At 58.6% G+C, this 26,456-nt stretch carries 30 protein-coding genes and 4 pseudogenes; 17 read left to right on the top strand and 17 right to left on the bottom strand.

The annotated features are described in order from the left end of the window. Positions 1-98: 98 nt before the first annotated feature. Positions 99-260: a hypothetical protein gene (locus GA829_RS33480; RefSeq protein ID WP_195180093.1), complete on the bottom strand. Its 162-nt coding sequence runs from the start codon at positions 258-260 to the stop codon at positions 99-101. Between GA829_RS33480 and GA829_RS33485 the strand changes: the two are divergent. Both GA829_RS33485 and GA829_RS33490 read left to right on the top strand, forming a co-directional pair. Then, positions 253-665, top strand: a pseudogene (locus GA829_RS33485) (efflux RND transporter permease subunit); the annotation flags it as partial. The gene GA829_RS33480 and the pseudogene GA829_RS33485 sit on opposite strands and share 8 nt — an antisense overlap. Positions 666-766: 101 nt before the next feature. Then, positions 767-1,455: pseudogene (locus tag GA829_RS33490) on the top strand (IS6 family transposase). Between the two features lie 166 nt (positions 1,456-1,621). Here GA829_RS33490 and GA829_RS33495 read toward each other — a convergent pair. Together GA829_RS33495 and GA829_RS33500 are read right to left on the bottom strand one after the other, a co-directional pair. Next, positions 1,622-2,680 (bottom strand): FAD-binding oxidoreductase, encoded by a 1,059-nt coding sequence (locus tag GA829_RS33495; protein ID WP_258052412.1) that lies wholly within the window; start codon positions 2,678-2,680, stop codon positions 1,622-1,624. Between the two features lie 96 nt (positions 2,681-2,776). Then, positions 2,777-3,634 carry a LysR family transcriptional regulator gene (locus GA829_RS33500; protein ID WP_195180095.1) on the bottom strand — a complete coding sequence of 286 codons (858 nt, stop codon included), beginning with the start codon at positions 3,632-3,634 and terminating at the stop codon, positions 2,777-2,779. 127 nt (positions 3,635-3,761) lie between these two features. Between GA829_RS33500 and GA829_RS33505 the strand changes: the two genes are divergently transcribed. Together GA829_RS33505 and GA829_RS33510 are read left to right on the top strand one after the other, a co-directional pair. Continuing rightward, positions 3,762-4,844: an amidohydrolase family protein gene (locus tag GA829_RS33505; protein WP_195180096.1), complete on the top strand. Its 1,083-nt coding sequence runs from the start codon at positions 3,762-3,764 to the stop codon at positions 4,842-4,844. Positions 4,845-4,855: 11 nt separating this feature from the next. Further along, the gene (locus GA829_RS33510) at positions 4,856-5,209 is read left to right on the top strand and encodes a Rieske (2Fe-2S) protein (RefSeq protein WP_195180097.1); all 354 of its coding nucleotides are present in this window, start codon (positions 4,856-4,858) and stop codon (positions 5,207-5,209) included. 137 nt (positions 5,210-5,346) lie between these two features. On the opposite strand, the gene GA829_RS37415 is transcribed toward GA829_RS33510, so the two are convergent. The 6 genes and pseudogenes from GA829_RS37415 to GA829_RS33535 form a co-directional block, all read right to left on the bottom strand. Next, positions 5,347-5,715, bottom strand: a complete 369-nt coding sequence (locus GA829_RS37415; protein ID WP_308462359.1) for an ATP-binding protein — start codon at positions 5,713-5,715, stop codon at positions 5,347-5,349. Beyond that, positions 5,669-5,833: pseudogene (locus GA829_RS37420) on the bottom strand (ATP-binding protein); the annotation flags it as partial. The gene GA829_RS37415 and the pseudogene GA829_RS37420, both read right to left, overlap by 47 nt. Before the next feature lie 116 nt (positions 5,834-5,949). Further along, positions 5,950-6,883 (bottom strand): annotated as a pseudogene (locus GA829_RS33520) (Mu transposase domain-containing protein); the annotation flags it as partial. Between the two features lie 116 nt (positions 6,884-6,999). After that, positions 7,000-7,224, bottom strand: a complete 225-nt coding sequence (locus GA829_RS33525) for a hypothetical protein (protein ID WP_195180098.1) — start codon at positions 7,222-7,224, stop codon at positions 7,000-7,002. A gap of 498 nt (positions 7,225-7,722) precedes the next feature. Next, entirely contained in the window at positions 7,723-8,181 is a 459-nt protein-coding gene (locus GA829_RS33530) for a hypothetical protein (RefSeq protein WP_195180099.1), read from the bottom strand. 51 nt (positions 8,182-8,232) lie between these two features. Beyond that, entirely contained in the window at positions 8,233-8,835 is a 603-nt protein-coding gene (locus tag GA829_RS33535) for a hypothetical protein (protein WP_195180100.1), read from the bottom strand. A 117-nt stretch (positions 8,836-8,952) separates the two neighbouring features. Between GA829_RS33535 and GA829_RS33540 the strand changes: the two genes are divergently transcribed. The 4 genes from GA829_RS33540 to GA829_RS33555 all read left to right on the top strand — a co-directional run bounded on the left by GA829_RS33540 (position 8,953) and on the right by GA829_RS33555 (position 11,637). Next, a complete protein-coding gene (locus GA829_RS33540; protein ID WP_258052413.1) occupies positions 8,953-9,459 on the top strand; it encodes a helix-turn-helix domain-containing protein in 507 nt (168 codons plus the stop codon). Positions 9,460-9,718: 259 nt separating this feature from the next. Further along, complete coding sequence (locus tag GA829_RS33545; protein WP_059186960.1) at positions 9,719-9,985, top strand: AbrB/MazE/SpoVT family DNA-binding domain-containing protein; 267 nt, start codon at positions 9,719-9,721, stop codon at positions 9,983-9,985. Continuing rightward, positions 9,982-10,380 carry a type II toxin-antitoxin system VapC family toxin gene (locus GA829_RS33550; protein WP_195180102.1) on the top strand — a complete coding sequence of 133 codons (399 nt, stop codon included), beginning with the start codon at positions 9,982-9,984 and terminating at the stop codon, positions 10,378-10,380. Before GA829_RS33545 ends, GA829_RS33550 begins: the two co-directional genes overlap by 4 nt. 504 nt (positions 10,381-10,884) lie before the next feature. Continuing rightward, complete coding sequence (locus tag GA829_RS33555) at positions 10,885-11,637, top strand: hypothetical protein (RefSeq protein ID WP_195180103.1); 753 nt, start codon at positions 10,885-10,887, stop codon at positions 11,635-11,637. Positions 11,638-11,742: 105 nt separating this feature from the next. Here GA829_RS33555 and GA829_RS33560 read toward each other — a convergent pair whose 3' ends face one another. From GA829_RS33560 to GA829_RS33575, 4 genes are read right to left on the bottom strand one after another with little or no spacing between them, the layout of a single operon-like run. After that, a complete protein-coding gene (locus GA829_RS33560; RefSeq protein WP_195180104.1) occupies positions 11,743-13,056 on the bottom strand; it encodes a sensor histidine kinase in 1,314 nt (437 codons plus the stop codon). After that, a complete protein-coding gene (locus tag GA829_RS33565) occupies positions 13,053-13,715 on the bottom strand; it encodes a putative pterin-binding protein (RefSeq protein WP_195180105.1) in 663 nt (220 codons plus the stop codon). The genes GA829_RS33560 and GA829_RS33565 overlap by 4 nt, the downstream gene beginning before the upstream one ends. Positions 13,716-13,736: 21 nt before the next feature. After that, the gene (locus GA829_RS33570) at positions 13,737-14,402 is read right to left on the bottom strand and encodes an acyl-homoserine-lactone synthase (RefSeq protein ID WP_258052415.1); all 666 of its coding nucleotides are present in this window, start codon (positions 14,400-14,402) and stop codon (positions 13,737-13,739) included. 39 nt (positions 14,403-14,441) lie between these two features. Continuing rightward, entirely contained in the window at positions 14,442-15,191 is a 750-nt protein-coding gene (locus GA829_RS33575; protein WP_195180106.1) for an autoinducer binding domain-containing protein, read from the bottom strand. Between the two features lie 128 nt (positions 15,192-15,319). Here GA829_RS33575 and GA829_RS33580 point away from each other — a divergent pair, with 128 nt between their 5' ends. Beyond that, positions 15,320-15,544 carry a helix-turn-helix domain-containing protein gene (locus GA829_RS33580; protein WP_195180107.1) on the top strand — a complete coding sequence of 75 codons (225 nt, stop codon included), beginning with the start codon at positions 15,320-15,322 and terminating at the stop codon, positions 15,542-15,544. Between the two features lie 24 nt (positions 15,545-15,568). Here the strand turns inward: GA829_RS33580 and GA829_RS33585 are convergent, their stop codons facing one another. Next, entirely contained in the window at positions 15,569-15,847 is a 279-nt protein-coding gene (locus GA829_RS33585) for a helix-turn-helix domain-containing protein (protein WP_195180108.1), read from the bottom strand. Between the two features lie 131 nt (positions 15,848-15,978). On the opposite strand from GA829_RS33585, the gene GA829_RS33590 reads away from it, so the two are divergent. The 6 genes from GA829_RS33590 (at position 15,979) to GA829_RS33615 (ending at position 21,604) form a co-directional block, all read left to right on the top strand. Next, on the top strand, positions 15,979-16,776 hold the full coding sequence (locus GA829_RS33590) for an IclR family transcriptional regulator (RefSeq protein ID WP_195180109.1): 798 nt from the start codon (positions 15,979-15,981) through the stop codon (positions 16,774-16,776). Continuing rightward, a complete protein-coding gene (locus GA829_RS33595) occupies positions 16,766-17,959 on the top strand; it encodes a M24 family metallopeptidase (RefSeq protein ID WP_195180110.1) in 1,194 nt (397 codons plus the stop codon). Before GA829_RS33590 ends, GA829_RS33595 begins: the two co-directional genes overlap by 11 nt. Further along, positions 17,956-19,233 carry a pyridoxal-phosphate dependent enzyme gene (locus GA829_RS33600; protein ID WP_195180111.1) on the top strand — a complete coding sequence of 426 codons (1,278 nt, stop codon included), beginning with the start codon at positions 17,956-17,958 and terminating at the stop codon, positions 19,231-19,233. The genes GA829_RS33595 and GA829_RS33600 overlap by 4 nt, the downstream gene beginning before the upstream one ends. A gap of 152 nt (positions 19,234-19,385) precedes the next feature. Next, entirely contained in the window at positions 19,386-20,129 is a 744-nt protein-coding gene (locus GA829_RS33605) for an ABC transporter substrate-binding protein (RefSeq protein ID WP_195180112.1), read from the top strand. Between the two features lie 90 nt (positions 20,130-20,219). Further along, positions 20,220-20,876, top strand: a complete 657-nt coding sequence (locus tag GA829_RS33610) for an amino acid ABC transporter permease (RefSeq protein WP_195180113.1) — start codon at positions 20,220-20,222, stop codon at positions 20,874-20,876. Next, positions 20,873-21,604: an amino acid ABC transporter ATP-binding protein gene (locus GA829_RS33615; protein ID WP_195180114.1), complete on the top strand. Its 732-nt coding sequence runs from the start codon at positions 20,873-20,875 to the stop codon at positions 21,602-21,604. Before GA829_RS33610 ends, GA829_RS33615 begins: the two co-directional genes overlap by 4 nt. A 70-nt stretch (positions 21,605-21,674) precedes the next feature. Here the strand turns inward: GA829_RS33615 and GA829_RS33620 are convergent, their stop codons facing one another. The 3 genes from GA829_RS33620 to GA829_RS33630 all read right to left on the bottom strand — a co-directional run bounded on the left by GA829_RS33620 (position 21,675) and on the right by GA829_RS33630 (position 24,566). After that, complete coding sequence (locus GA829_RS33620; protein WP_195180115.1) at positions 21,675-22,700, bottom strand: cysteine synthase family protein; 1,026 nt, start codon at positions 22,698-22,700, stop codon at positions 21,675-21,677. Next, positions 22,697-23,680: a GHMP family kinase ATP-binding protein gene (locus GA829_RS33625; protein ID WP_195180116.1), complete on the bottom strand. Its 984-nt coding sequence runs from the start codon at positions 23,678-23,680 to the stop codon at positions 22,697-22,699. The genes GA829_RS33620 and GA829_RS33625 overlap by 4 nt, the downstream gene beginning before the upstream one ends. Before the next feature lie 256 nt (positions 23,681-23,936). Further along, entirely contained in the window at positions 23,937-24,566 is a 630-nt protein-coding gene (locus GA829_RS33630; protein WP_195180117.1) for a response regulator transcription factor, read from the bottom strand. 173 nt (positions 24,567-24,739) lie between these two features. On the opposite strand from GA829_RS33630, the gene GA829_RS33635 reads away from it, so the two are divergent. Together GA829_RS33635 and GA829_RS33640 are read left to right on the top strand one after the other, a co-directional pair. Next, positions 24,740-25,051 (top strand): hypothetical protein, encoded by a 312-nt coding sequence (locus GA829_RS33635; RefSeq protein ID WP_195180118.1) that lies wholly within the window; start codon positions 24,740-24,742, stop codon positions 25,049-25,051. A gap of 57 nt (positions 25,052-25,108) precedes the next feature. Further along, on the top strand, positions 25,109-26,449 hold the full coding sequence (locus tag GA829_RS33640; RefSeq protein WP_195176772.1) for an IS1182 family transposase: 1,341 nt from the start codon (positions 25,109-25,111) through the stop codon (positions 26,447-26,449). The last annotated feature ends 7 nt before the right edge of the window (positions 26,450-26,456 follow it).

The raw sequence follows: 26,456 nt of genomic DNA on the forward strand, positions 1-26,456 counted from the left end.
CGGAAGGGAGACCTTCAGGCCGGCGTTGTCTGTGAGTGGACTGAAAAGATGGCCTGACAGTCGAACGGTGTGCCGACATCCTGACCAAAAAAATGGCGTTAGACGCCGACGTCTTTATGAGGATCGGTACGCGCGTAAGCTCCATCTTGGCCGGGGACGATCATTGCCCCGAGACCGGATACGTTGGCGCAGACTGAGATGCCGTCAAAAATCGCTTGCAGGCGGGGCGAGCCATACGTTTTTTGATCCAGCACGGTCAAGCTGCCCTCCGGCTACTCAATTGGCTGGAGCGGCCAGTTTGAGTATCTCAAGCGCACCAAGGCGCGCCTCATGATCGTGGTGCCCCTTACGCTGGCGCTCATCTTCCTACTGCTCTTCCTCAACTTCCGCAGGTTGACCGAGACGCTGATCGTGATGTTGTCGCTGCCATTCGCCCTGGTCGGCGGCATCTGGCTGATGTGGTGGCTGGGCTTCAACACCTCGGTCGCGGTCGCGGTCGGGTTCATCGCCTGCCGATGATTGGCGGCATGGTCTCGTCGACCATCCTGACGCTCGTTGTCATCCCGGCGGTCTACGCCCTGGTCAAGGGCTGGGGGCTGGCACGGAAGCTTCGGGCAGTCGACGAGTTTGAGATGTCGGTAAAGACAGCGGAGCTGGTGTTGTAGGGAAGTTTCGCATCCATAGAACGTGGTGGGCAGGTTCTGTTGCAAACTTTGCGGTAATTCGTATCTGCGATGAGAACGCTCCGATTTTTGGAGACCGTGTCATGTTCAAGGGCCGTCATTTCGACCGATCAGTGATCTTGCTGTTCGTTCAGTGGTATCGGGCTTATGGCTTGAGCTTGCGGGACCTGAAGGAAGGCGGAGCGCGGCACCAGCGTCGGCCATTCGACGGTCCATCGCTGGGTGGTTCACTTTTCTCCCTTACTGCTGACGCAGTTCAATCGCCGGAAGCGGTCGGTTGGCAGCAAATGGCATATGGATGACACCTACATCAAGGTTCGTGGCGAGTGGATGTACCTCTACCGCGCAATCGACAGCGTCGGCGATACCGTTTTCTGGTTCAGCCAACATCGTGATCTGCCGGCAGCAAAACGCTTTCTGCGCAAGGCTTTGCAGCGTCATGGCAGGCCGGACCGCATTGTCATCGACGGTAGCCAGACCAATCGGGAAGCGATTATCTCCTGCGATGCCGAGAGCCGCTTGAGGGATAGGTCGCGCCGAGCATTGAGGGCGATCCGTATCCGCAAGAGCCAATACTTGAACAACCGGATCGAGCAGGATCATCGGCGCATCAAGCGACGGGTGCGACCGATGCTGGGCTTCAAGGCGTTCGCGACCAGCCGTTACATTCGCCGGCATCGAGATGGTTCACATGATGCGCAAGCGGCAGGGCCGCTTCGCCTTCAACCCAGCCCCATCGCTCAAAGAGCAGTTCGAGGCAAACGCCGCCTGAATTGCGTCCAGCAGATAGCTGACTGTTGCCTTGCCGAATATCTGCGACGGAACCCAAAATACTCCCCGCGGAGTTAACCTGACATCACCGCCCATGACAGTAAATAGCGTTTTGTAACCCCAAGCACGCGCTATTCCGATGTAACGGCAAAAAATGACAAGCTCATTCAAGCTTCGAGAGATATCGCGCCCCGCGGCCGACTGCAACATGCAAGGACGTAGCCTTCGGCTTTCTCGTCGTCGGACAAGCCGCCCAGGTCGTCCATGTCCACGTGTCCCTGGGTCATTTTCACTTTGCAGCTTCCGCAGACGCCTTGCTGGCAAGAACTGTCGATCCAAATCCCAACGTTCAACGCCGCTTCCAGCAAGGTCTCGCCTGGGGCACAGGCCCCCTGTTTGCCAGACAGCGAAAAATACACCTCGCCGCCGAGACCATCCGTGTCCTCGACAACGATCTTCTCGCCGAAGCTCTCCTCGTGCAGGGCCGCGACGGATACCTCCTCGGCCATGGCCCTTGCGGCCTTCATGAAGCCCTCTGGACCGCACATGAAAATTTCACGCTCGGCGAGGTCAGGAACGAGCGTCCGCATTAACTCTGCCCCAATCTGGCCAGTCGTTCCGCCAAAGTCTTTCTGCTCGCTGTCGTCGCCCACGACCAGATGCACTTTGACGTTCCGGAAGCGTTTGGCGATGAACTCCAACTGCTCGCGGAAGATGATGTCTTTCGGCGACCTTGCGAAATAGACAAAGACGACATCCGTCCGATCGACGACATCGGTGATGTATTGCAGCATCGACATCACGGGGGTCACCCCCGATCCTCCGGAGAGAAAAAGCGGCTTGGCTGATGGAATGTCGAGATAGTTGAAATGGCCGCCGATATCGGCGATTTCGACCTCCATTCCTGGATGCAGGTTGTCGTTAAGCCAGTTGGACACCAGGCCTCCCGGAACCCGCTTGACGGTGATCTGGATATTATGCGGCCGGGTCGGCGTCGAACAGATCGAGTAGGCGCGTGGACATAGCTCGCCATCGATCCGGAACTTGAAGGTGACATACTGACCGGGCTTGAAATCGAAGCTACGGCTCTGGCTGTCTTCGAACACGAGGGTCTTGCTGTCGTGCGTCTCCTCCATCACGGCCTTGCACACGAGGGTGCATGGGCCGCCGCGATAGCATGGCTGGCGGTTGGCGGCAGACAGGGAATAGCGAAACGCAGTATCCATTAGCATCGCACGCATCTCCGATAGGTGCGACATGGATATCAAGTTCGGCGATCTGAATTGATCCGGTAAAAATTCGGTTTCAATCGATAAATTCGATCATCGATGGTCGATGACCTGTTTTAGTGACTTGAGCGCCCAAACAACAACCGGGTCTCGTCGGCGACGCATGTGCACAGCAGAAAAGACTGGTTGTGGTATCGTCGGTGCGTCCTGCACAATCCTTATACCGGAGACCTTGCTTTGCGCGCCCGCGAATGCGAACCGGGGAAGGTACAGCGTGCCCCCATGTCGCCCCAGGAGTTCAATGGCCAGGTCGTCGCTTCCGATCACCATGCTCGGGAACGCGAATTCCGGAAGCACCTCGTCCAGCGCACGTTCGAATGCACTGGTGTAGGCCACTTTGATATAGCGGCTGATCTCCACGTCCGCCAAAGCTTCGTGGTCCGTCGAGACCATGATGAACTCGGCCGCTCCAAGGTCGGCGATCTGGACGTCAGGCGTCAGTTGCGGCGCGAACATGATGCCGATGTCCGTCTCGCCCGAGAGGATGTCCCGCTGAATTTGGGACGAGAAATTGATCTCGACATGTAGATCGAGATCGCCCTCTTCGCTCCTGAGCTTGTCGATCCAGTCCATCAGGTATGCTCTGACAAGGCTGTACTGACACGAGATGTGGAGACGGCGTCTCCGCGCTGCGGCACCGCTCAGCACATCGCGGCGAGCATGTCCCCACATCGTGAGGAAAGACCGACAGTGTCCCTCGAAACGCCTCCCGGCAGGTGTTGGCTCGGCACCACCGCGCCCTCGTTCGAAGAGTCGTACTCCGAGCGTCTCCTCCAGTTGACGGATGCGGGCGCTGACTGTCGACTGCATGATGTTCATGCGCTCGGCTGTCCGCTTGAAATTCCCAGTTTCCATGACATCGAGGAACGTGAGCAGCAGAGGGATGTTCATCGGCTCTATCGCCTTTTCCGATCAATAATGGAAATAGACCGATATTTTCCGATTGATCTTAGGTCAATAGGTTGGACCTCATACCCACCTGCCGATCAATCGGCCCGGCGACGCATTGGAGAGCAAGATGTTCATCCTCGACACCGACTGCCATAATTACTGGTGCAGCGCCACCGTGCTTGAGCCCTATATGGAGGGGCTGTTCAAGGACATGTTCGTCCGTGGTGAAAAGACTGGACCGCGTGGAGCGTTTCCGCATGGTCATCGCCCCTGGTTCCACCCGGAAGGCTTTGCGCGTCACGACATCAACCCCGTCGAAGAAGATGACAACTATCTCATCATGAAGGAAAAGCACCTCGATAAGTACGATATCAATGTCGCGATCCTGACTAGTGACGAGCCAATCGAAGCTTCCACGCTTGCCAATCCCTACTACGCCAATGCGCTATGCAAGGCATACAATGACTACATGATCGACTACTGGCTCCCGAAGGACAGCCGATTCTGGGGATCGATAGTCGTCGCGCCACAAGACCCCAAGCTGGCGGCAGAGGAAATCCGCCGACTTGGTTCGCACCCCCGTGTCGTCCAGGTCCTGGTCAGCCACGGTGCGCAGCGGCCATATGGCGATCCCTTCTATCATCCCATCTTTGAGGCATGCGCCGAAATGGGCCTCCCATTCGCGATGCATCTCGGCGGCCAGGGTGGCCTGAATGCGAATCCGATTGGCGCTGGCCCCTCGACCTTTTTCTGGGAAACCCACGCGATCCTGCCGCAGTCGGCGATGACGCACATGGCATCGCTGATCGCACAGGGTGTCTTCGAAAGATGGCCGGACCTCAAGGTCGTTATCATTGAGTGTGGCGTGGCCTGGGTTCCGTCGGTGCTCTGGCGGCTGGACTCGAATTACCGGGCGCTTCGCAAGGAGACGCCGTGGCTCAAGCGACTGCCGTCGGAATACTTCAAATCCAACATCCGCATGTCCACGCAGCCGCTTGAACAGCCGCAGAACATCCAGCACCTGTGGGCAACGCTGGAGGCCATGGACGGTGAGAACACCCTGCTCTTCGCTTCCGACTACCCGCACTGGGACTATGACGACGTGACCAAGCTCCATATTCCGCCCGCCTGGCGCGAAAAGGTGCTCGGCCTCAATGCGCTCGACGCCTACAGGCGCATCCCTCACCCGACTGCGATGGCTGCAGAATAAGGAGAGCAGGCATGACAACGAAGCAATATGCCTGCAAGGCACTGGACGTTCCGTCGGATGCAGCCAAGATCGTGGTTCTCGGTAAGCTTTCCATCGGCCTTTTCAAGCTGAATGACGGATACCACGCCCTGTTGAACGTCTGTCCGCATAGGGGCGCCGCGCTTTGCGAGGGACCTGTGTGCGGAACCACCCGCCAAACCGACAAGACGGAATTCGTCTATGAGCGTGCCGGGGAGGTGGTCCGTTGCGCATGGCATGGATGGGAATTCGATATACGAACCGGAGAGTTCCTGGTCGATCCCAAGGTCCGCACGCGGTGTTTCGAAGTCTCCGTTGAGGGCGACGACATATATATACACGTCTGACGTAGGTAGCGCCGCCACTGCTGCGTAGACGAAACCGTAGTGGCGCTCTCTGTCGTGCGAGCCTATCCGTCGTCAGAGTTTTTGAGACAGATGGCGAGCTGATTTAGCGCAGGCTCTGGCGCATCTGGGTTGTCATTTTAGGCCGCTGCGCGCCCATGGCGATCGTCGAGGATCTTCAGAAGGTCGCGCCGTTCGGAGGCGTTGAAAACAGACAGGCCCCAGTCATCGAGGACGAGGAGCTGAACGCGCCCGAGCGTCTTGAGCAGCCGGGCATAGCGTCCATCGCCACGTGCGAGGGCGAGCGCCTCGAAGAGACGCGGGACTCGATGATGGAGGACCGATCGATTGTCGCGGCAGGCTTTGTAGCCAAGCGCGCAGGCAAGGCAACTCTTGCCAGGCCGGTTGCCCTGTAACGAGCAAGTTCTCGTTGCGGTCGATCCAGTCGCCGGCGCCGCGCCTGGCGCAGACGGCGCGGTCGATGCCGCGCAGCGTGCGCAAATCAACATCTTCCACGCATGCGTTTTGGCGCAGCGCGGCGAACTTGAGGCGCGTCGTGAGACGTTTGGTGTCGCGCTCGGCCGCCTCGCGATCGACAAGAAACCCGATGCGCTCCTCGAACGACAGGGCATCGAGATCCGGCGATCATCGCTGTTCCTCGAAGGGCTTTGGCCATTCCGGTCAAGCCGAGCGTGATCAGCCGTTCATGGGTGGGATGCGTGAGCATTGAGATTTCCTTGGGTTCAGTGGAAATAGCCCTGACTGCGGATGTTGCCGTGGTGCAGAGGTTGGTGGTCGGGCGCCTCATTGAGGAAAGCGCGATCAAGGCCGTTCTTGAGGATCGAACGGATCGAGGTGACGGAGCGCGCCTTGATGAGGATGCCGCGCTGGCAGGCTGGATCGACGCGGGCGGCGTCGTAGCTCCTGGCCAGCGACAGAATGCCGAGGCAGGTGCGAAAGCTTTGCTCGGGATGGGGCCAGTCAGCGATGACAGCCTGAAAGAAGGCGGCGGTGGAGGGATCGATCCTCTCGCCGGCCGCGATCATTCCTCCCCGCGTCCACTTGCCGTAGCGGCGATGCGAGCTCGGCATGTGATCGGCAACCGTCGTGTGGCCGCGCCGGTTGGGCGCACGGGCGTGGCTGGCGATCCTCTGACCATGTGGAAGATCGACCGTCTTGTCGGCGATGCGCACATCGACGAGTTCGCGGATGAGGCGGTAAGGGCTAATACCAGTGCCCGTCGATCTCGACATGATAGTCAGGCGCGACGCGGCAACTCTTCCAGCGCGCAAAGACATGGCTGGTCCGGCAGTTCTCCCAGCTTGAGCTTGTCGATCTCGGCGAAGAGTTCGGCCCTGCTGGAGCCGAAGCCGCGCATCTTGCGGTCGTTGAGTTCGACGACGAGTCCACCGATGCCGACGTTCAGCTCCGCAAGGGAAAAGTACCGGTGATTGCGCAAGCGCGCCAATATCCAGCGTTGCGCGATCTGGACGGCGACCTCAACTTTCGCCTTGTCCTTCGGGCGTCTCGGCCGCGCCGCGAGGATCGGCCGTAATGGCTCACCATCTCGGCGTAGGTTCGGTTGAGCCCGGGATCGTAGCGATCGGGATTGGTGACGGCAGCCTTGAGATTATCGCAGACCACGAACTTTGGCACGCCGCCCAGAAAGATGAAAAGCCTCCGCAACCGACGCCAGCGGCTGGCGTCCACAGCGACACAGTAGCAATCACCGTAAATTATTGACCGACGAACCTTATTGACCAACTGAACAAGGAGGTCACATGCGCTCTATGCTAGCTATAGCTAGCAAGCATCGGCGCTGCGACATAGGCTGCAACGATATCGGCGGTCAGGCCGATCAGTTCGGCTTTGGAGTCGGCGGTTTCTTCGGTCGTGGCATAGCCCTGGAACTTGTTGGTTGCGATGGAGCCACCAGCATCGTGAATCTCGCTACAGGAAGAACGATCTCCTGCATACCTTGAAACGGGATGGTGTGGAACCTCGACGGTGCGTGGCATCTGGCGCTTGGATGGCGTTGCTTCCAATCGCGCGAAGTAGCTGCCGGAGCCAACACCAATCCCCGCTCTTTCGGCTTAATTCCCTTGTTCCGGCCTTGACCTTTTCGATCAACGCCTTGAGGGGCTATGAGACGGTTCGTCTTCGAAAGCACGGAAGTCTCGCTCCGCGCCAAATAAAATATTTATTTCAATGGCTTAGTTAAGTTCCATAAGATAGATTACGCGACTTTCATCACTGGAAGTTAATATTTCTTGGTTATTCAAAGTATGCATGGCGCCTGATCCAAGTCTTATCAACAGTCAATGAGAGGCAACCGGGGGGTTCTTCAGCAGTAACGCCTAATCGATGGCTATGGGTTCGACAGATCTATGCTCCTTAAGATCACCTCATCATCTGATGTAACTGGGCGGGAATACCGTGAACTCTTCCGAACCGCCGGGGCCGGAGTCTCAAGCCAGACCATATCGGCCTTCGCTCGCCTCACCTCTCGGCGCAACTCATTTGTGCGGCATGCAATAGACACCCTCGGATTCCATCAGTACCGCGCCACCCTTCAACTCGCTCAGTGCGCCAACCCACGCTTGCGAATAAGTGCGGCTGGCATCCACGGCCGTCAGCCAAAGAACGCGATTGTCGGCCAGTTCAACTTTAACTTCCTGCTGCAAAGGGCTCCCCTGCACGGTCTGTTGATAGTGGCGTTTGATCCTGACATTGCTGGCCGGGAACTCAGCTTCGTTGCTGCCGTAGTTCAGCACAAATCCACTGTGGTCCTCAGCCACTGAGCAACTGCCATCACGCTCACACACGATTTTGGCGGCGGTCTTGCAGTCCCATTTCAGTGAAGCGGGCCACATAGGATTGTCCACACTTGATCGCGGCTTGTCGCTCTGGCCAGCGGCCGTCAACACTGCGGCTGCGTTCATAATCACAGTGGACAGGAGAAGCACCTTGAACACCACAAACCTCCTGATTGGCTCTCCAAACCTCGTCGTGGGTGATCGCCTAGCTTACGGCATGTTGAGATTGAACCAGCTTTTCTGGCGCACGCCCTTCGCGTCATCATACTGGATGAACCAAGGCTTTCCGCGCATCGGTCGAGAGATGGTGTAGTAGGTGGGGCCATTACCAAGGGAATGCCGTCGATCGTTCCCCGCGGTCTGGATTGTTGCCGTAACCCCCTTACCGTCGATTTCGATTTGGACCTGTCGTGATCCGTCTCCACGATTCCCGCCGAGGGCGCCGTTTTTGACAACGACGGGCAACGAGAGCCTACCGGCTGCAATACGGCAGATGTTCGGTTCTTGACCTGAGCCCGGCCGATCGGATTCGGAATTGCCAACTGTTTGCCAGCCAGACGGACAATCCTCATACTTCTCAAATCTCGCTGCGCTGGAGTTGGCTTGCGGACAGGTCGGCCAATTAAAACCCGGGGCTTCCATCGCCGCAATCAACTTGTAAACTGGCGGGTGGCACGAGGGGGTGCCTTGCCAGTCGCCGGAAAGACATAGGAGGACCTGACAGCCCCATTCCGACGCTTTTGATTGGGATGGAAGAGCTGCGGCGCCCGCGATGGCGACGGCACCCCCCAGCAGGTATTTGAGTATGGTCATAGCCTTTCCTCGCTGCAGATTTTGACAGTTTACTATGGATGATCCGCGCGAAAAAGGACAGATCGAAAAGGCAGGTTTGTGCGACTACATCGATTTATGAAACGAGACGATGGAGGCGTGGTCGACAACCCGTTGCGCGCCAACATTGCACTGACGCTTGAGCGGGAGCGAGCCAGACGCGGCCTATCCCATATGCACATGGCCGAACTGTTTCGGACCCCCGAGGGCGAAAAACTGGCCTATCGAACCTACATTCAGACTGTGCGTCAGAAAAATAATGTCACATTGACGACGCTGCAGATCATGGCAAACGGCTTGGAAGTGTCTGTTGCAGGACTGCTCGTCGGCGGTAAGAAAGTTCCGGAATGGGCGCATCGGTTGGACGACAATGCGATCCGCAAGCGGCTGGCGCACATCATCGATTTTGAGCGACAACGACGTACTTTGCACCGCTATGAGATGGCCACACTCATCGGCGTGGCGGAGGCGACATTCACGAAACTGGAACGTGCGAGCGGCAACGTCAGCGTGGACACGATTGCCGCGATCGCCAAGGCGTTGAAACTTGATCCAGCAGCCTTCCTGTTTTCCGAAAAAATCCCGCCAGCAGTTGATCTACCATAGCGGTCGGGCATCTTTATCACCGGCGAAAGAGGCCCAAGGTGATCTGAATGCGGGTAAACAGGTGCAAATGCGTTGCCCGGCAGCTTCCGCAAGACAGGTATCGCGCGTACTGGTTGGAACGATTTGATCACTGACGGACGGCTGACCGACGCCGATTGTTGACCCGCCTGAGCGCAACTGCTCGAGAACCCGGGAGTCTACTATTGATGATAATGCAAATTTGCATTATCTAGGCGTATCGATGAATTGGAGCTGTACGATGACGACATTGACGGTGACGGCACGCGGACAGGTGACCTTCCGCAAGGACGTTCTGCAGCATCTGGGAATCAGACCGGGCGAGAAGATCGAACTTGATCTGCTCCCCGACGGCCGGGCGGAATTGAAGGCGGCGCGGGCGAAGGGATCATTCAGGGAGCTCTACGGTTTTCTCAAGGGCAAGACGAATGGCCGCGTGTTGAGCATTGAAGAGATCAACGAGGCAATTGCGGAAGCGGGCACTGCAGCGGGATCGAGCAAGGAATGAAAGTCACGGCCGACACCAACGTTCTACTGCGTGCCTATGTTGCCGACGATGAACGACAAGCGGAAGCAGCCGTCGATCTCCTGGCGAAGGCTGACATCGTGGCCGTTAGCCTTCAGGCCTTGTGCGAGTTTGCATGGGTTTTGGCCCGACAATATCAAACCGCACGCTTAGATATAGCGGCGGCAATCAGGGCCTTGTCGAACACTGCGAATGTCGTCGTCAACCGTCCAGCTGTCGAGGCAGGGCTTGCAGTGCTTGAGGCCGGCGGTGATTTTGCGGACGGCGTGATTGCCTTCGACGGCGAGTGGCTGGGCGGCGAGACATTCGTTTCCTTCGACCGCAAGGCCGTTAAACTTCTGTCTGCGCAAGGACATGCCGTTCGACTTCTTTCGTAGCCGTCTTTATGAGTGTCGCATGACCGCGATTGTCGGTTGCGCAGCGACCAAAGTTAACCATTGCGCGCCGATGGTGGCGCGCCGCCATCGGGCTGCGCAAGCCGAACACCGGGGCCGCCGCCGTTGTCTGAAAGGAACTCTATCCCTGCGTGCGTTAGGGCATAGACGATCTTTGTGACAGTCTCAGTCCGGCCGCCCAGTGGTCCATCCTCAGCTTCAAGGCGCGCGATCGTTGGTTCCGAAACGCGAGAATGCGTCGCCAAGTCACCTTGGGACCACCCGAGCAACGCTCTGGCGGCCTTCACCTGCCGTGTTGTAACGGTTGGATTGCGATTTGATAGATTTTCTATTGACATCCGCACCAATCGAACTGATATTTTTTCTATCAATCGTCTGTATGCTGGACCTTGCCTCGTATTGGGCCGAGCACGCAGAGCAGCTGACCAGGATGCAGGAACATCCTGGCCAGCCTAACCACAACCCAGGCTATAGGGAGCTCGGATCATGGGTGATTCCGACAATACACGAGTTCGTCCTTCGGTCACGCGCAGGATGTTGTTGGCGGGTGCAGGAGCGGCCGCGGCGGCGGTGCAATTTCAGCAAGGCGCGTCGGCGGACGGCGAGCTCGCAGGCAACACTGCCTTCGATCCAGCACTGGCGCTGTGGCAAGAATGGCAGTCCGCGTACACACGCACCGTCGCGCTCTGCCGCAAGCAGCAGCATCTTGAGAGCAGGCTGGTCGACGCCATCGGCTTCCCGAAAGCGGAAGTCGAACTGCCCGACGAAAATGTAACCGTCACCGTCTCCTGGCCGGGTGATATCGAAGACCTGTTCGGGGACAACCCAAGCTTTGCGGACCTGCGCGCTCGGGCGGAGGCGGATTTAGCTGCCCACCAGGCGCGTTGGGATGCGGAGGACCGGCGCATCGGCTATTCCGCCGCCAAGCGGGAGGAACTTGCTGCCGCCGACCAAGAGCAAGATCTGGTTGAGTCCCTGATGGCAGCGCCTGCTACGACACTCGCCGGCGTGGCCGCCAAGCTCGATGCAGTCCTGCGCGAGGGTGAAAGCGCCGAAGACTGCACAGAGTTCCCATGGCCTCAGCTGCGTACCGCGCTCGGCGATCTGACGCGCATGGGCCAAGCGCTGCAGCGGGCGTTCATGCCAGGCAGCGACCAAGCTGAGCCATACCCGCGAAATCGCCGAGAGGACGTCGACAAGTCGGTGATGATGTACCAGCGCACAGATCGGGTGATATGAAAAGCCCATCGATGGCAACGCCGGTTCAGCTTGTCGCCGCGCGCGAAGCAAGAGCCAGCTCCCGCAGACCGCGCAATTCGGCTCTAGATCGAGGCGAACTAACACCTATCCGCCCCACGAGTGTTCATTTGTTCGCCCATACTTGCGAAACGATTGCCAAAAACAGGCTGCGGCGGAGGCCACCGGAATTCTGACCACTACGGTTGTACCGACGCCGGGAGCGCTGTTGATGGTGAGCTTTCCTCTTAGCGTCGAAACCATCTGCGAACATGCGGTCAGGCCAAGCCCAGTATGGCTCCCGGCTCGCGTTGTAAAGAACGGGTTGGTTGCTTTTGCAGCGATCGCGGGCGGCATCCCTAAGCCCTTGTCGACCACTTCAAGCACTAGATAGGCGCGCGGGAGGAACGGGTGTCGCTTGACTGTCGCGGAGACAAAAACCCGGGCGTTTTTGACGCCCGACGAAGCTACCAGACCGTTCTCGATCAGCTCGTTCACCACCAACCCGAACGGCGCCGAGGGCACGGGGTGCAAATTCGCTTTGGAACCGATCCGGATTTGAACCAAACCGCCGCGCTCTCGCACTATATCTTCTAGCAGTCGGCCGAGCGGCACACTGTTTGAATCTTGTGGCGCATAGGCGATTTGGAGCACACTGTTGGTGATCGATTCCAGTTCGCTCGCGGCATTGCGCGCAGCCTCAAGCATTTCGCTGCTTGGCTGCGTATCTGGCTTCGAATGCTCAAGGAACAGCCGCAGGGCTGTAACACGCGATCGGGTCGTATGCGCAAAGAGCGACGTGAACGAGCGCATATGCTGGTCGCGGCGGTTGGCCAGAGCATAGCGCTGATGGATAACCAGATAGAAGGTGGCACCGAGGCCAAGCGCGATGGCGAAGATGAACCAGTTGCGTGAGGCGGCAATGTCGATGCTGGCGGTCTGCTGCAAGGTGGCGCTGTGATCAACGGTGGGGCTCGAGATCTCGCAAATTGACTGTTCCAGCTTGGCCATGTCGGCAATGGCTTCAGCGTAGTTTTTGCGCGCCGATACAAGGGGGGCGATCTTCTGTTCGAGGGTCAGGCGAATCCCACCCAGGAGCTCGGGGGCATGATCGGGAAAAAAGCAGTTCAGATAGGGGAAGTTTTCCAGCTGCGCGACATTGACGCTCACCAGCGCCATTTGCCGATCGATGTCGGCATCAAGTTCGCCGGTCTGGTCGGCAATGCGAAGATAGCCATACACCCGTATAAGGCGCTCGCAAATCTGTGCCGCGCGCCACTGAATCTCGAAAGTCTGATTGAGGAAATCCGTCTCCTGACGGTAGCGATCCGATTGGATGAATGTCCACGCACTCAGCCCTAGCGCTGCAGCCATACCGAGATACGGCAGAACAGTGAGCAAACGCCCGTTGAAGAACTTCATTGCGTGGCTCGCAGGATGACTGGGAAAAACACCCAGATCGAATTTCTTGCGGGAACGTATGAAGCGGGCAACTGGTCGAAGGGCCAAACAATGAAGATGGGGCCTTTCTCTACCATACTGATCGGGCGGAAATCCTGGCCCGGGGGGCAAAGCGAGCCGGCCTTGTCGTTCTCGTTGCAACGACGCTCGACCGCCAGAATCGGATTATAGGACCGGATTTCGTCCATTCGAATGTCGGAAACGAAGTTGTCATAGGCGACAACTTTGACCTCCTGTGCGGCGGTGGTTCCAGCCTTGGCAAGCACGTTTGCAAGCAGCGGCCCACGATATTCAATTTTTTCGCCCTCGCTTGTCCAGGGTGTACGCGTGTCATAGGTCTGTCGCGGAAACTCTGCCCGCAGCTGCTTCACCGAAAAGACCGCTTTGGTCTTGCCGCTGGCGTCTTGAAAGGACACTTCGTTCGGATCGAGCGGAATTTCCTCGGCGGCGCTGGCGAGCGGGAGGGCCACGGCAAATATGACGGCGCGAGCATTAGGCAACATCTTCCACATCCTCGTATTCGTGCGGCCGCGATCGCGTAACGGGGTGACGGTGCTCGATTTCACGCATTCATAAGTAACGGATTTGCCGGTGTTTGCTTTAGGAAGTCTGCCTGTCAAACCCACGATTCTCGTCGGCAATTAGGCAACAGTCTTGATCCGCGCGTCGTCGCAAAGCACAGGCCCGCTTATCCGATAGATCTGGCGAGTCGTAGCAAGAGCAGCGGGAGAGATGTCTACCATGATCCCGACAATCGACGTGCCGTCGCTTTCCGTCGATAGACCAAGCCGCTTCGGTTGCCACCCGATCGAGGCAAAACGCTCGAACCAGTAATCTTCGCAGACGATAGTTAAATTGCTGATCTGACGTTGAAGGCATAGCTCCAAGAGGCCGCAATAAATGATACCCGCAGCCTGACAGGACCGGCCTGGTTCGCGCAAATGACGCGCGACGAAAAAGCGAGTCCATTCAAAAATGTCCTGGCCGCGTTGTACGCGACCGCTGACCAGCTGCGGGAAAACTTCGCTCATCAAATGCGGTTTGAGACTTGGAACCAGCCTGGAGCCGGCTACGACCTGACCGGCGGCGGAAATGCCGAGAAGATGAGTCGCGTCCGGCGTATCGAATGCGTCGATCTCCCGGCCGTCGGGGCGCTGCAGCGCTTGCCAGCCACGCTCGCCGACATAGATCTGATGGCGCAACTGGAAGTACTGATCGAGCTGCTCTCGATAAGCCGCACCGTTTGCGGCATCGACGACGTGAACCTTGAACATCCTGGGGTCCTCATGGATGAGGATAAGGAGCATGCGCCTCCCGCGGGCGCCATACTCTGATCTGACGATTGTTCAAAGCTGGATTTCGTGCCTGCGAAACGCCTCGACGATTGCCTGCACTATGTTGGCGGTATCGAGCTTCTGTCTCACATTGCGCAGATGCGTTTTGACCGTGCTCTCCGAAATACAGAGGATCCTCGAGACTTCCCAGGCCGTCTTCCCTTCTGCGGCCCATTGCAGAATTTCACATTCGCGCTTGGAGAGCGCCTGCTTCGGTGCTTTGCGCAAACCGCCGACGAGCCGATGCGCGGCCGAATAGGCATGACGGGCAAGGGCGTGAACAGTGCAGCGTGCCGATGGCCGCAGGTCAAGCTCGCTGCCTGCAAGCGTTACGGCAGCGCTTTCACCAAACGGGCATTGGATCGGTATGCAGATTCCTTCTCGTAGCCCAAACTCCGCAGCCTCGTCCATCACGCGCCGTGCGTTTGCATCGGTTCGAGCTCGGGAAACATCGCTCCAGAGGAATGGTGCGATCGCGGTCCGACACAAGGCAGCGCATGGATCGTGACGATAATAGCTTGCGGCCATATAGTGGTCGTACCAATCGGCAGGCCAACCATTGACAAGGACATGTTCATCGAGCGCGCCGGTACTTGGGTTTGGCAAATCGGTGATGAGACAAGCTACGTAGCCAAATGTCTGGACCCGCGCCCGTAACTGCCGAACGATTTCGTTGATGCTGGTAGCGCCGTCCATACGCGCCGTGGCTTCAAAGATCTCAACGATATCGTGCTGCAGCACGGACTGAATCGTCTTCGCCATTTCGAGATCGTCCGGACATGTTGAGTTGGCAAAGAGATACGTGACTTCAGCTCAATCGCAACCCGTGTCGCTGCTTTTGATTACTATAGTAGGTGGCACTATAAAGCGCGGTCTGGCTGCCTCACCCAATGAGGCTGAGGTCAGTTTTTGCACGCAATCTGAGGTTGCTGCGACAAGCGACATGCTTGTCGCAGGAGCAACTTGCCGATCTTGCGGGGCTTGACCGCAACTATGTCGGCAAGCTCGAGCGCGAAGAGAACTCGCCGACCGTGGACACCATGGAGGTTCTGGCGCTGGCGCTTCAAGTTGATGTCGAAATCCTGATCCGGCGCAGCATCCCACGGCGCCCTTGAGCGTCGTCGGAAGGCTAGAAGAGGTCAGGAAGCCGGTTTACGTTTCTCAGTCGCCGTACCAGCCGCCGCCTTGTCGCGAGCTGTGGTCTCCTTCACCGGTCGATGGATGAGGTCTTCGACGCTTGCGCCTAGAGCGCTGGCGATCTTTTCAAGTGAGAGGATGGTGGGGTTGCGGCGCCCCGCTTCAAGACCGCTCAGATACGAGCGCGTGAACCCCGAACGGAACGAAAGCTCCTCCTGGGACAGGGTTTGTTCCCGCCGAATCCTCTGCACGTTGAGGCCAACAACCACACGTAGGTCCATGGCACGATGGTCGCCACGGCGTACACTTTAGGACGACACATTATAGTGCACATTCGTCGTTGACAGCGCCGAGCTTTGCTGCTTTGTTTGTCACAAATCGGAACGCTATTCCTATATAAGGAACATTCTTTTTGGCAGGCAATCTTTCGTTGGAGCGCGGCCTCGCTGTACTGGACCTGCTAAAGGATACGGATGAGCCGATTGGCGTGCGGGACCTTGCCCGCCGTCTCGACCAGAGCGCGGCTGCAGTGCAGCGCACCCTCAACACACTCGCCGAGTATGGCTATGTCGAGCAGATTGCGGAGACGCGGCGCTACCGGCTTGGCCATTCTGTTCTGGCGTTGGCGCGGTATATTTTGCGTAAGGACCGCCTCGTTGGCTTGGCCGAGACAGAACTCCAGGCTTTGGCTGCCGAAGGGTGCATCAATGCTTTCCTCGCCGTGAGGCGCGGCGATCGGGGCCTCTATCTCCTGACCGTACAGAGCAAAAGCCCGGTCGTCATCCGATCCTCTCCGGGCGAGACCTTCCCCTTGCACTCCACGGCGCTTGGCAAGGCCCTGTTGATGGAATTGAGCGCCGAGGCCGTCATCAGAGTTTTGGGGCAAGGTCCGCTCGAGCGGCTGACGCCAAGAACCGTCACCGAGACCAGCAAGCTCGTGGTCCAGATCAATGCTTCCGAAGGTGTCGGTTACACCACTTCGATTGACGAGAATTTTGCAGGGCTGATTGCGGTCGGGGCGCCAGTTCGCGACGCGTCGGGCACAATTGTTGCCGGAATAAGCGTGGCCTATCCCCGCTCGGTCGGACCGCACGTCGAAATCGCCGAGGTTGGCGAGACGGTCATGGCGGCCGCGACAAGAATTTCTGCTGGCCTTGGCCATCGAGGCCTCATGAGCCATCAGACCAAGGATTCCAGCCATGCTGCTTAACGAACCAAGGCTACGGCAACGCATGGCTGACGCCGGGCTGGATGCAGTCGTAGCGACGGCGCCAGAAAATGTTACTTACATGAGCGGATTCTGGGCTCTCCCCCAGTGGATTCGCCGTGGCCCTCAAGCCTATGTGGTGTGGCCTGCCTCCGACCGGGGTACGCCAGAAATCATCACCAGCACGAGTACGCTCGATCTCGTTGCCGACCAAGATGTGGGTACCGCTAGGGTTCGCCGCTTTGGGGAGTTCCATGCGGAACTTGGACCTGATGCTGTTGACGACGCTGTGGGCCAAGAACATCTCCGGCTTCGCAGATTGCAGCCTCACGGCGATGCCGTCGCTGCCCTTGTGGCGGGTTTGCAAGAGGCGCAGCTTGGAAATGGTCGTATCGGTATCGACGAGACCGGGCTTGCGAGCGGAAATCTAGAGGTATTGGCGGCACGTTTGCCAAACGTCAAAATCACGCCAGCGGCGGCGCTTCTGCGCGAGGTTCGAGCGGTCAAGACGCAAGACGAGATAAATCGGCTCAGACAGGTCGCTCGCATTGCAGAACGTTCGATCAGAGCCGCATTAGGCGTTGCCAAGGAGGGCGCGTCTGAACTTGATCTCGCACGCGCATTTCATGTCCAGACCATCGAAGATGGGGCTTTTCCGGTCCTGGGATGCATCGGCTTTGGCGAGCGCAGCGCGCTCATGAATGTCCAGCCGTCTGATCGCAAGTTGCGCATCGGTGAGATCATCCGCTTCGATGTCGGTGGTCGATTTCGCCATTACCGCGCCGATGTCGCCCGCATCGCAACATTGGGCGAGCCGCCTCCGGAAGCCCGGCGCCTTCACCAGGCGTTGCTGCGCGGTGTCCAGCGCGCCTGCGAGATCATCCGACCGGGCATCGCGGCGTCACACGTTTTTGGCGAAGTCATGCGCGTCGTTCAGCGAGAAGGAATTCCGCATTACAGGCGCGACCACGTTGGCCATGGCATCGGCCTTGATGGGTATGATGCGCCGACGCTATCGCCGAGCAGCAGCGAGGTTCTCGAAGAGGGAATGGTGCTGTGCGTGGAGACGCCCTACTACGAAATCGGCCGATGGGGACTGCAGGTCGAGGATATGCTTGTCGTTCGAGCTGGCGGGGTCGAGCGTTTGATGGAAACAGACGGCGAATTCATCGTGGTACCGCTATGAGCCACGCCACCGGATTCTCATGCATTCGATGCGGCAATGTCTTTCCTCTCGATCTGCAGATTGACTCCCGAGGATGCCCCAATTGTGTTGCTGTGGCGCCTGCCAACCTGAAAATGGTCTACAATTATCAGAAGCTCGCACCTGATCATCAGATACAGCAAACCGCACTGCCTTCACTGTGGCGTTACGCGGACATGCTTCCTTGCGCGTCCAGCCAAGCGATATCCCTGGGCGAAGGTCTGACGCCACTATTGCCTGCGACGGCAATGGGCAGCGCTCTTGGCGTCCCCAATCTTCTCATCAAGGACGAAGGTCGAAATCCGACCTGGTCGCACAAGGATCGGTTCTCGACCGTCGCGGTATCGATGGCGCGTTTAACCGGAGCGCGCGTGATTGCCACCGCCTCCTCGGGAAATGCCGGCGCCTCACTTGCCGCTTACGCCGCACGAGCAGGTCTGCGATGCGTCGTCGTCACATTCGCGGGCACCGCCGGTGCGATGCTGGCGCAGATCAAGAAATACGGGGCCAAGGTTGTCCCAATGGCGGACAAATCCCAACGCTGGCCCTTGCTGGCGGCAGGCGTTGAGCGCTTTGGATGGTTTGCCACCTCGCCGTTTCAGGCACCTGTCGTTGGCAGTCATCCCGCCGGAATAGAGGGCTATAAGACACTTGCATATGAGATCTTCGAGCAAATGCACGGCTCGATGCCTGATTGGTGCGTTTTGCCGGTCTGCTACGGCGATGCCCTTGCGGGGCTGTTCCAAGGTTTCACCGACCTTCTTGAGCAGGGGAAGATTGACCGAATTCCTCGCCTTGCCGCCGCCGAGATCTACGGCTCCTTGTCTGAAGCGCTCGCCAGCAAGACAGACTTGATTGCGGAAGCTCCGGCCGAATTCGAAACGCTGGCAGTGTCGATGGGAACCACGCGAAGTGCCTTCCAGGCGTTGCGAGCGCTTCGTCTTTCGGGCGGCACCGCCGTGCGCGTCGGCAACCCCGGACTCATTGCGCTGCAGCAGCAACTGGCGGCCAGTGAGGGTATCTTTGCCGAACTTGCTTCGGTCACGCCGCTCGCAGCGATTGAAATTCTAAGGCGGCAGGGAGTCATAGGTGCTTCGGATCGCGTGGTCGCGATTGTCACAGCAAGTGGCCTGAAGGATCTCGATCGGTCAACAGCGTCGGAAGATCGGCAGGCCGTGTTTGAAACTGCCGGACAAGCCTGGGAGCATTTGCTTCAAGACGAGGACACTAGTCGGTCGCGATACGGAACCGCCTGAGGACATTGTAGCCGAACGACCTTACGGCAGCCATGGGCATGCCGGATCAGCGTCCATTTGGTGCGCCTGGCGTGTCAACCGCAGCGTCAGCCGCAAGGTCGCGGCCAACATTTGCATGAACACAGTCAATACAAACAGGGAGAAGGTCCGTGATGTCGAGGTTTGTCATCCCCTACATAGCCGCAATAGCGATCCTTGTAGCCTCAACGGCTGTCGCAAAGGAGACCATTACGGTCGGAATTACCCCAACCGGCGTGCCGTTTACTTTCGTTGATGCCGCAACCCAAAAGCCCACCGGCGCCATGGTAGATCTTGCCACGGCCATAGCAGTCGATATCGGGGCGGATGTCGAATTTCAGATCAACGCCTTTCCGGCCCTGATCCCCGCACTGACAACCGGCAAGATCAACCTCATCTCCGCCAGCATGTTCGTTACCGCCAAACGCCAGGAAATTATCGATTTCAGTATTCCGGTTTACACCTACGGTGAAGCGATGTTCGTCGCCGCCGGGGACAGCAACGACTATACGATCGATCAGCTCCAGGGCGAGAATGTCGGCGCGCAGATGGGTTCGACCTTTGCCGACGCACTGCAGGCGTCAGGCGTGTTCGGCCAGGTCAGGCTTTATGACTCAATAGCCGACATGATGCGTGACGTCGTTCTGGGGCGCATCAAGGCCGGCTTTGGCGATAGGCCCATCGTCGCGTACCAGATTTCGAAAAATCCCAAGCTTGGTGTTCGTCTTGTCGGTGGGTATCGACCACTGCACGAGGGCGAGGTTGCCTTGGCGGTGGCCAAGAACAATTCGCGGCTTCTGAACCAGGTGAACGCTTCGATAGCCAAGTTTGAGAAGAACGGCGAATTGGCGAAAATCCTATCCAAATATGGACTGTGAGGCGGTGCATCGGTCCAGCAATACGATAGCTAGCTGGTCGATTTGGATCGAGCTGATCTGGCAGGTGATGTATTCGGAAAGGCAGCCCCCATGAGCACATTCGTTACAAACGCAGCGGAATATCTGCCAATTCTGCTCCACGGCGTTTGGCTGACAGTGCTGACCACGACGCTTGCTTTATGCTTGGCAACAGCGCTGGGGCTGGTGTGGGCGATCATGAGAACGTCAGGCATCCGCTCTCTGTGCCTGCCGGCGCGCTTTATCGTTGAATTCGTGCGCGGCATCCCGCTGTTGGTCGTGTTGTTTTATATTTACTTCGTTGCACCCGACATTGGCATCAACCTGACCGCGCTCCAGGCGGGTGTGCTCGGTCTGGGTCTCGCCCATTCCTGCTACCTAGGCGAAACGTTCCGGGCCGGAATCGAGGCGGTCGACAAGGGACAGATTGAAGCTGCCAAATCGATCGGCATGCGGCGCCCTTTGATGATGCGTCGTGTCGTGCTGCCACAGGCACTACGGATCGTGCTGCCACCCTACGCCAACAACATGGTGATGCTTCTGAAGGATTCTTCGCTCGTCTCGGTGATCTCGGTGCAGGAATTGACGATGCAAGGAAAGATGCTGGCATCGTCGACCTTCGACAATATGACCGTTTTTACCCTCGTCGCCGCCCTCTATCTTTGCCTGACGATTCCTTTGAATTTCCTGATGCGGCGCGTTGAGATCCATTTGGAGCAGGCAGGATGATTACGTTTGACAACGTGCATAAATCGTTCGGGTGTCACGAAGTTCTCAAGGGTATCGACGCGGAAATTGCCAAAGGCCAGGTCGTGTGCCTGATAGGTCCTTCGGGATCGGGCAAGTCGACGCTCCTGCGCTGTGTCAACGGGCTGGAGGGCTATCAGCGCGGTCGCATCAGCATCGATGGCGTCGTTGTCGACGCCGCCTCGCCGCATCTTCATTCGATCCGCACCCGTGTATCGATGGTCTTTCAGAGGTTTAACCTCTTTCCGCATCGAACGGCCCTGGAGAACGTCATGGAGGGCCCTGTTTATGTGTTGAAAGAGGACAAGCAGGACGTCCGTGAGCGGGCCATGGCGCTTCTCAGTCGTGTGGGCCTCGCCGAAAAGACGAATTCATATCCCTCGTCGCTATCGGGTGGCCAACAGCAGCGGGTGGCCATCGCACGTGCCCTGGCAATGCGGCCGCAAGCCATTCTCTTCGATGAGCCTACTTCCGCGCTCGATCCGGAGATGGTTGGCGAGGTGCTGCAGGTCATGCGTGTCCTGGCGGACGACGACATGACCATGCTCGTGGTCACGCACGAAATCCAGTTTGCGCGCGAAGTGTCCGACACAGTGCTCTTCCTCGATGGCGGCCGCATCGTCGAGCAGGGTCCGGCCAGGGAACTGCTTCGCGAGCCGAAGCATGACCGCACTCGTGATTTTCTGCGGCGCGTGACGCATCCCATGTGAAACCCAAGACAGGCTGGCGCTTTGAAGACGATGGGGCTGCCGCGGCTTCCCAACAATCACCACCACCGAATTACTGATCTCTCAGCACCGCTTGCAGCGTTCGCCGGTTCCACGAAAATCGGGTCCACGCGGTTTCCGCGGCGGGTCTGATTTGATCGATGTGGGTCGGCTCAAGCGGCAGTGCCAAAGGCCAGCCCTCCAATGTCGCGAGCCAATCCTCATTGTACACCGTGTCGGCATGGCGATGCCCGTCATCAGGCATGATCGCGATGGTGGCGGCATCGGGGTTTTTCCGTGCGAACCAATCAGCGACCAAAGCGGCGGCTCCGCTCGTTGGCCCCATGAAGACGCCATGCGTCCGAAACAGATCATGAGACTTTGCATAGGCAGGCAAGGCCCCCACCCAGTGGACCTCATCGATCATATCGTGCCTCACATTCTCCGGCAGAACGCTGTTGCCCAAACCGCGCAGCATGCGCCGCCCGACAGGCTGGCCGAAGAGGATGCTCCTGTGGGTATCGACCGCGACGATCCGGAGCTCGGGAAAGAGTTCCCGGAGAAAGCCACCGGTGCCGCACAGGGATCCCCCCGTGCCTACACAGCCGACCAGGCAATCGATCCTGCCGAACGAACGCACGATCAGGTCCGCAAGGCGCGCATAGGCAAGCCGGTTCTCAGGGCTGTCGTACTGTCGTGGCCAATAGATATCGGCCTGTTGCGAGAGCATCTGGTGAAGATGTTCGAGGCGGCCACGCTGATTGCCGTCTCCCTTGGGATCGGCGATTGCCACCACCTTCGCGCCCAGCTGCTGCAGACGCCGCGTGAGCCTGACGTCGATCAGGCTTGAGGCCGTGACAAGCGTGAGATCATAGCCACGGGCAGCAGCCAGCATCGCAATAGCGAGGCCGAAAGTCCCGGATGTCGTTTCGACGATATGGCCGCCTGGCGTAAGGCGGCCGGTGGCTTCCGCGCGATCAACCATGAACCGCGCCGGCATCAACTTCATCAGCGAGAAACATGCCGCGTTCAGATTAGGCGCCAGCCTGGCGAACAGCGGAGTTTCGAAGGCGCGCAGGTAATCCCCATTCTGCATCATTGGCGGAGCGCGCCTTCCGCGTTGAGCGAAAACACCTGGACGTCAGCAAAGCCTGCATCCATCGCCGTCTTCGCGATTTCGCCGGCACGGGAGATCGCCTTGGGTGCGTTCGCGTCAAGGAGGATGCCGATCAAAGTGCCGCTGTGGGCGACCTGAACGCCGCAGGCGCCGAACCATTGAGACAAGGCAAGCACCGTGTCGAAATGGGCCTTCGGCAAATGTCTCTGGCTTATGCATGCGCTCACCGTCGCGACCCGACCAAGCAATATCGGATCCTGCAGCCGGACAGAACGACAGGCCAAACCGCGAAGGGTCCGAAACGTCTCGATTTCCTCGCTGTCATAGCGGGCTCGCCGCATCGCCAGAGTATCCACGGGCTGATCGTTGGCGCCACGGAATCCCACCGCGAAAAGAGGCGGGAATTCGCCGCCGAAATATTCGATTGGACGGCCCTCCCGATGGGCAAAGAGGATCGCCTGATCCTGGTAGGCTATGGCATCGCTGGCGCCTTCAGCCGCAACCGCCAACCGGCCAACCGTTGACTGACGGAGTATGGTTCCTGCTGAAGCGGCGACAGCGCGGATCGTGGCTGTCACGTCGGCGGTGGAAGAGCCGTACCCGTGTCCGATCAAGATCGCGCTCTCGATTGTGAGATCACCGCCTTTTCCGCCTAGCCCCAAGTGGCCAAGCGTCAGTTCTGCGGCTCGCGCGGCCTTTGTCCGGTTCTCGGGGCGCGTTCGAATACCCCTCTCCTCTCGCGGCCAGAAAGTGACCGTCGATTCTTGCGAGGATAGAGGAAGCGTGATGAGGCCCCTGTGGAGACGCCCCTCCCCGTCCTCAAAGACGCCTTGCAAAAGCTCGCCGTGATGGGCGCTGGCCCGAGCTGTGCCCACGGAAAGTGGTTGATGCTCACGGCTCTCTGTAACCGGGAAACCGTTCCTGACGACTGGTTTGGCTTTGCCCTTGTCGAGCTTTGACATTGCGACATCTCCTTCGCTGGAGGCATCGTCGAACAATGCTTGGAATTGGGTGCGTTCGTCTGTCGCCAATTCTAGGTATTTTACGTTGCGCGGGAGCGGGCGGCAGGCGGCGGTCGCGCGCCTTGACCGCCCTGAAGATCCACTTCATGTCCTTAGGCTCATAGCTCTGGCTTTGAAGCGCTCGCCAGATAATCGGCGAAACCACCTGTGGTGCGACAGGAACCTTGATTCCATTGATGACCATGGCTCGATTGGCTCACAGCCCCTGCGGGATCCGATGGCCTTGCCGCAAGAGCTTGGCGCGAGCCTGCTTGTAGTATTTCTCGGCAGAGCCGGGCGCAACGGCGAGGCGATCGGCCATGAGAGAAAAGATCTCCTTTCGTTTCGTGCCGGGTGCGCGCTGCGCCATCATGTCGATTGCTTGCTGCTCGCGCGGTGTAAGGCCTGAAAATCGGTAATCGGGCTTGGTCATGACAGCGCGGGACAGGCGCAAGGAAAATCCCTTGCAGGAAATATCGTCCAGCACGTCGCTGAATACGCCGGGCGCAAGGCCCGTTTTGCCGAGATAAGCGGCGGCGCCGATTCGCCGGAAACCATCTGCCTCGCAACGGTTGTCGGAGCCGGTGACGACAACATGGATTGCCCTGGGTGAAGCTTCGATGATCCTATCGACAACAGCGATGCGATCGCCTTGTGAGGTGGGATCAAAGCCGGGCAAGCCAGGGTCGATGACGACGAGATCGAAATGATTGTTTTGAAGCTCGGTAGTGGCGATCGTCAGCGTTTCCGCGCCAAGGACGACGCATTTTTCGAAGCTTGCTTGCACTTCATTCATCAGAGCCAGACGCATAAGCGTCTGGTCTTCGACCACCAGGGCACGAAACATCGGAAGCCAATCCTTCTACGCAGCCGCCCCAGCCAAGTATTTCAGAATTGGTCACTACAATCTAGGGATGTGAGCATCCCTAGATTTCGTCGCCTTCACTGGTATTTGTATATGAACGATATACGCCAGGGAGCAAGACGATGGCTAGTCGATTGGTTTGTAGCACCGGAGTGATGGAAGCAACTGACGGCGTCGCGAAACTGATTGCGGAACATCGTCAGAGCATCGCCGAGCTTGAATGTCTCGGCAAGCGAGCGATGGAGGCCGAGGGCACGGACGCGATCTTGCTGGGTCAAAGGCTGGACGCGGTCATGGCGGAAGAGGCCGCGGTGCGAAGGCGTGCTGCCATTGCTCCAGTAGCCACCATCGCGGAAATGAAAATGAAGGCTGCTTACTTTCAACGGCTGACGGCTCATGACTGGTGCGAGGTTGATGTCGAGGATTTTCGCGCGTTGCTCGGTTCTTTCGCGAAACTGCAGTCCTAGGAGCCTGTCCGAGTAGTCGCTGTTCAATTTGGCACGAGTCTGATTCTAATTGCGACCATGAGCAAGCATTTTCGCGCGTGGAAGATTGATCAGCCGCAGTTGTTGCCGCCGAGCGTGCAGGATTTTGTGCCGAGGGACCACCTGTCACGGTTCATCGTGGATCTGGTGCGGGAGAGCCTCGATTTGAGCGAGATTACCAGCAGCTATAGGAGTGCGCTTGGCCAGCCGCCGTTCGATCCGCGGCTGATGGTTGCGCTGCTGCTCAACGGCTATGCGAGCGGCCTCTATTCCTCCCGGCGCATCGCCAAGGCGTGCGTCGAGCGCGCCGACTTCATGATGATCGCGGCGCTGGATGCGCCGGATTTCCGTACCATTTCCGAGTTCCGCAAGCGGCACCTCAAACAGCTGGCCGGGCTGTTCGTGCAGGTGTTGAAGCTGGCCGAGAAGGCCGGGCTGGTGCGGCTCGGGCATGTCGCGCTCGACGGCACCAAGATCAAGGCGAACGCGTCCAAACACAAGGCGATGAGCTATCAGCACATGAAGAAGCGCCAAGCCGAGTTGCAGGCGGAGGTCGATCGCTGGCTGGCCGCCGCTGAGGCGGCGGATGCCGAAGAGGACAATCTGCACGGCAACAAACGAGGTGACGAACTGCCCGGCTGGGTCGCCGACAAACAGAGGCGGATCGCCAGGATCGCCCAGGCCAAGGCTGAACTGGAGGCCGAGGCGAAGGCCGCGGCCGACGAGGAGCGCCGCATCGAGGCCGAGAAGCAGAAGAGCCGCGAGGCCGAGGGCCGCAAGAAGACCGGCAAGCCCGCGGCTGCGCCATCCGACGAGCCCGCCGCGAAGGCCCAGCGCAACTTCACCGATCCTGAAAGCCGCATTCTCAAAACCAAGGATGGTTTCATCCAGGGCTATAACGCGCAGGCGGCCGTCGACGGCAAAGCGCAGATCATCGTTGCACACGGGTTGACGCCGAGCACGAGCGACCAGGGCCAGTTGGTGCCGCTGGTCGATGGCATCCAAGCCAATCTCGGCCGCAAACCGGAGCAAGCGTCCGCCGACAGCGGCTATCTGAGCGAAGTCAACCTCGCCAGCCTCGACCAACGCGGGATCGATGGCTACATCGCCACCGGACGCGCCAAACACCCCACCGCCGACAACGGCAAGGTTGGCGGACCGTTGACACAGGCAATGAGAAAAAAGATCGCCGACGGCGGCTTCGAGACCCCCTACCGACTGCGAAAGCAGATCGTGGAGGCGGTGTTCGGACAGATCAAGCAGGCACGCGGCTTCCGCCAGTTCCTGTTGCGGGGACTGGCAAACGTGCGCGCCGAATGGGCGATTATCTGCACCGCCCACAACCTCGTGAAGCTGGGAAGCCTCCTCAGGGCCTCCTGACTAGGCT

Origin of the sequence: Mesorhizobium sp. INR15 (assembly GCF_015500075.1) — a bacterium.
Lineage (GTDB): Bacteria > Pseudomonadota > Alphaproteobacteria > Rhizobiales > Rhizobiaceae > Mesorhizobium.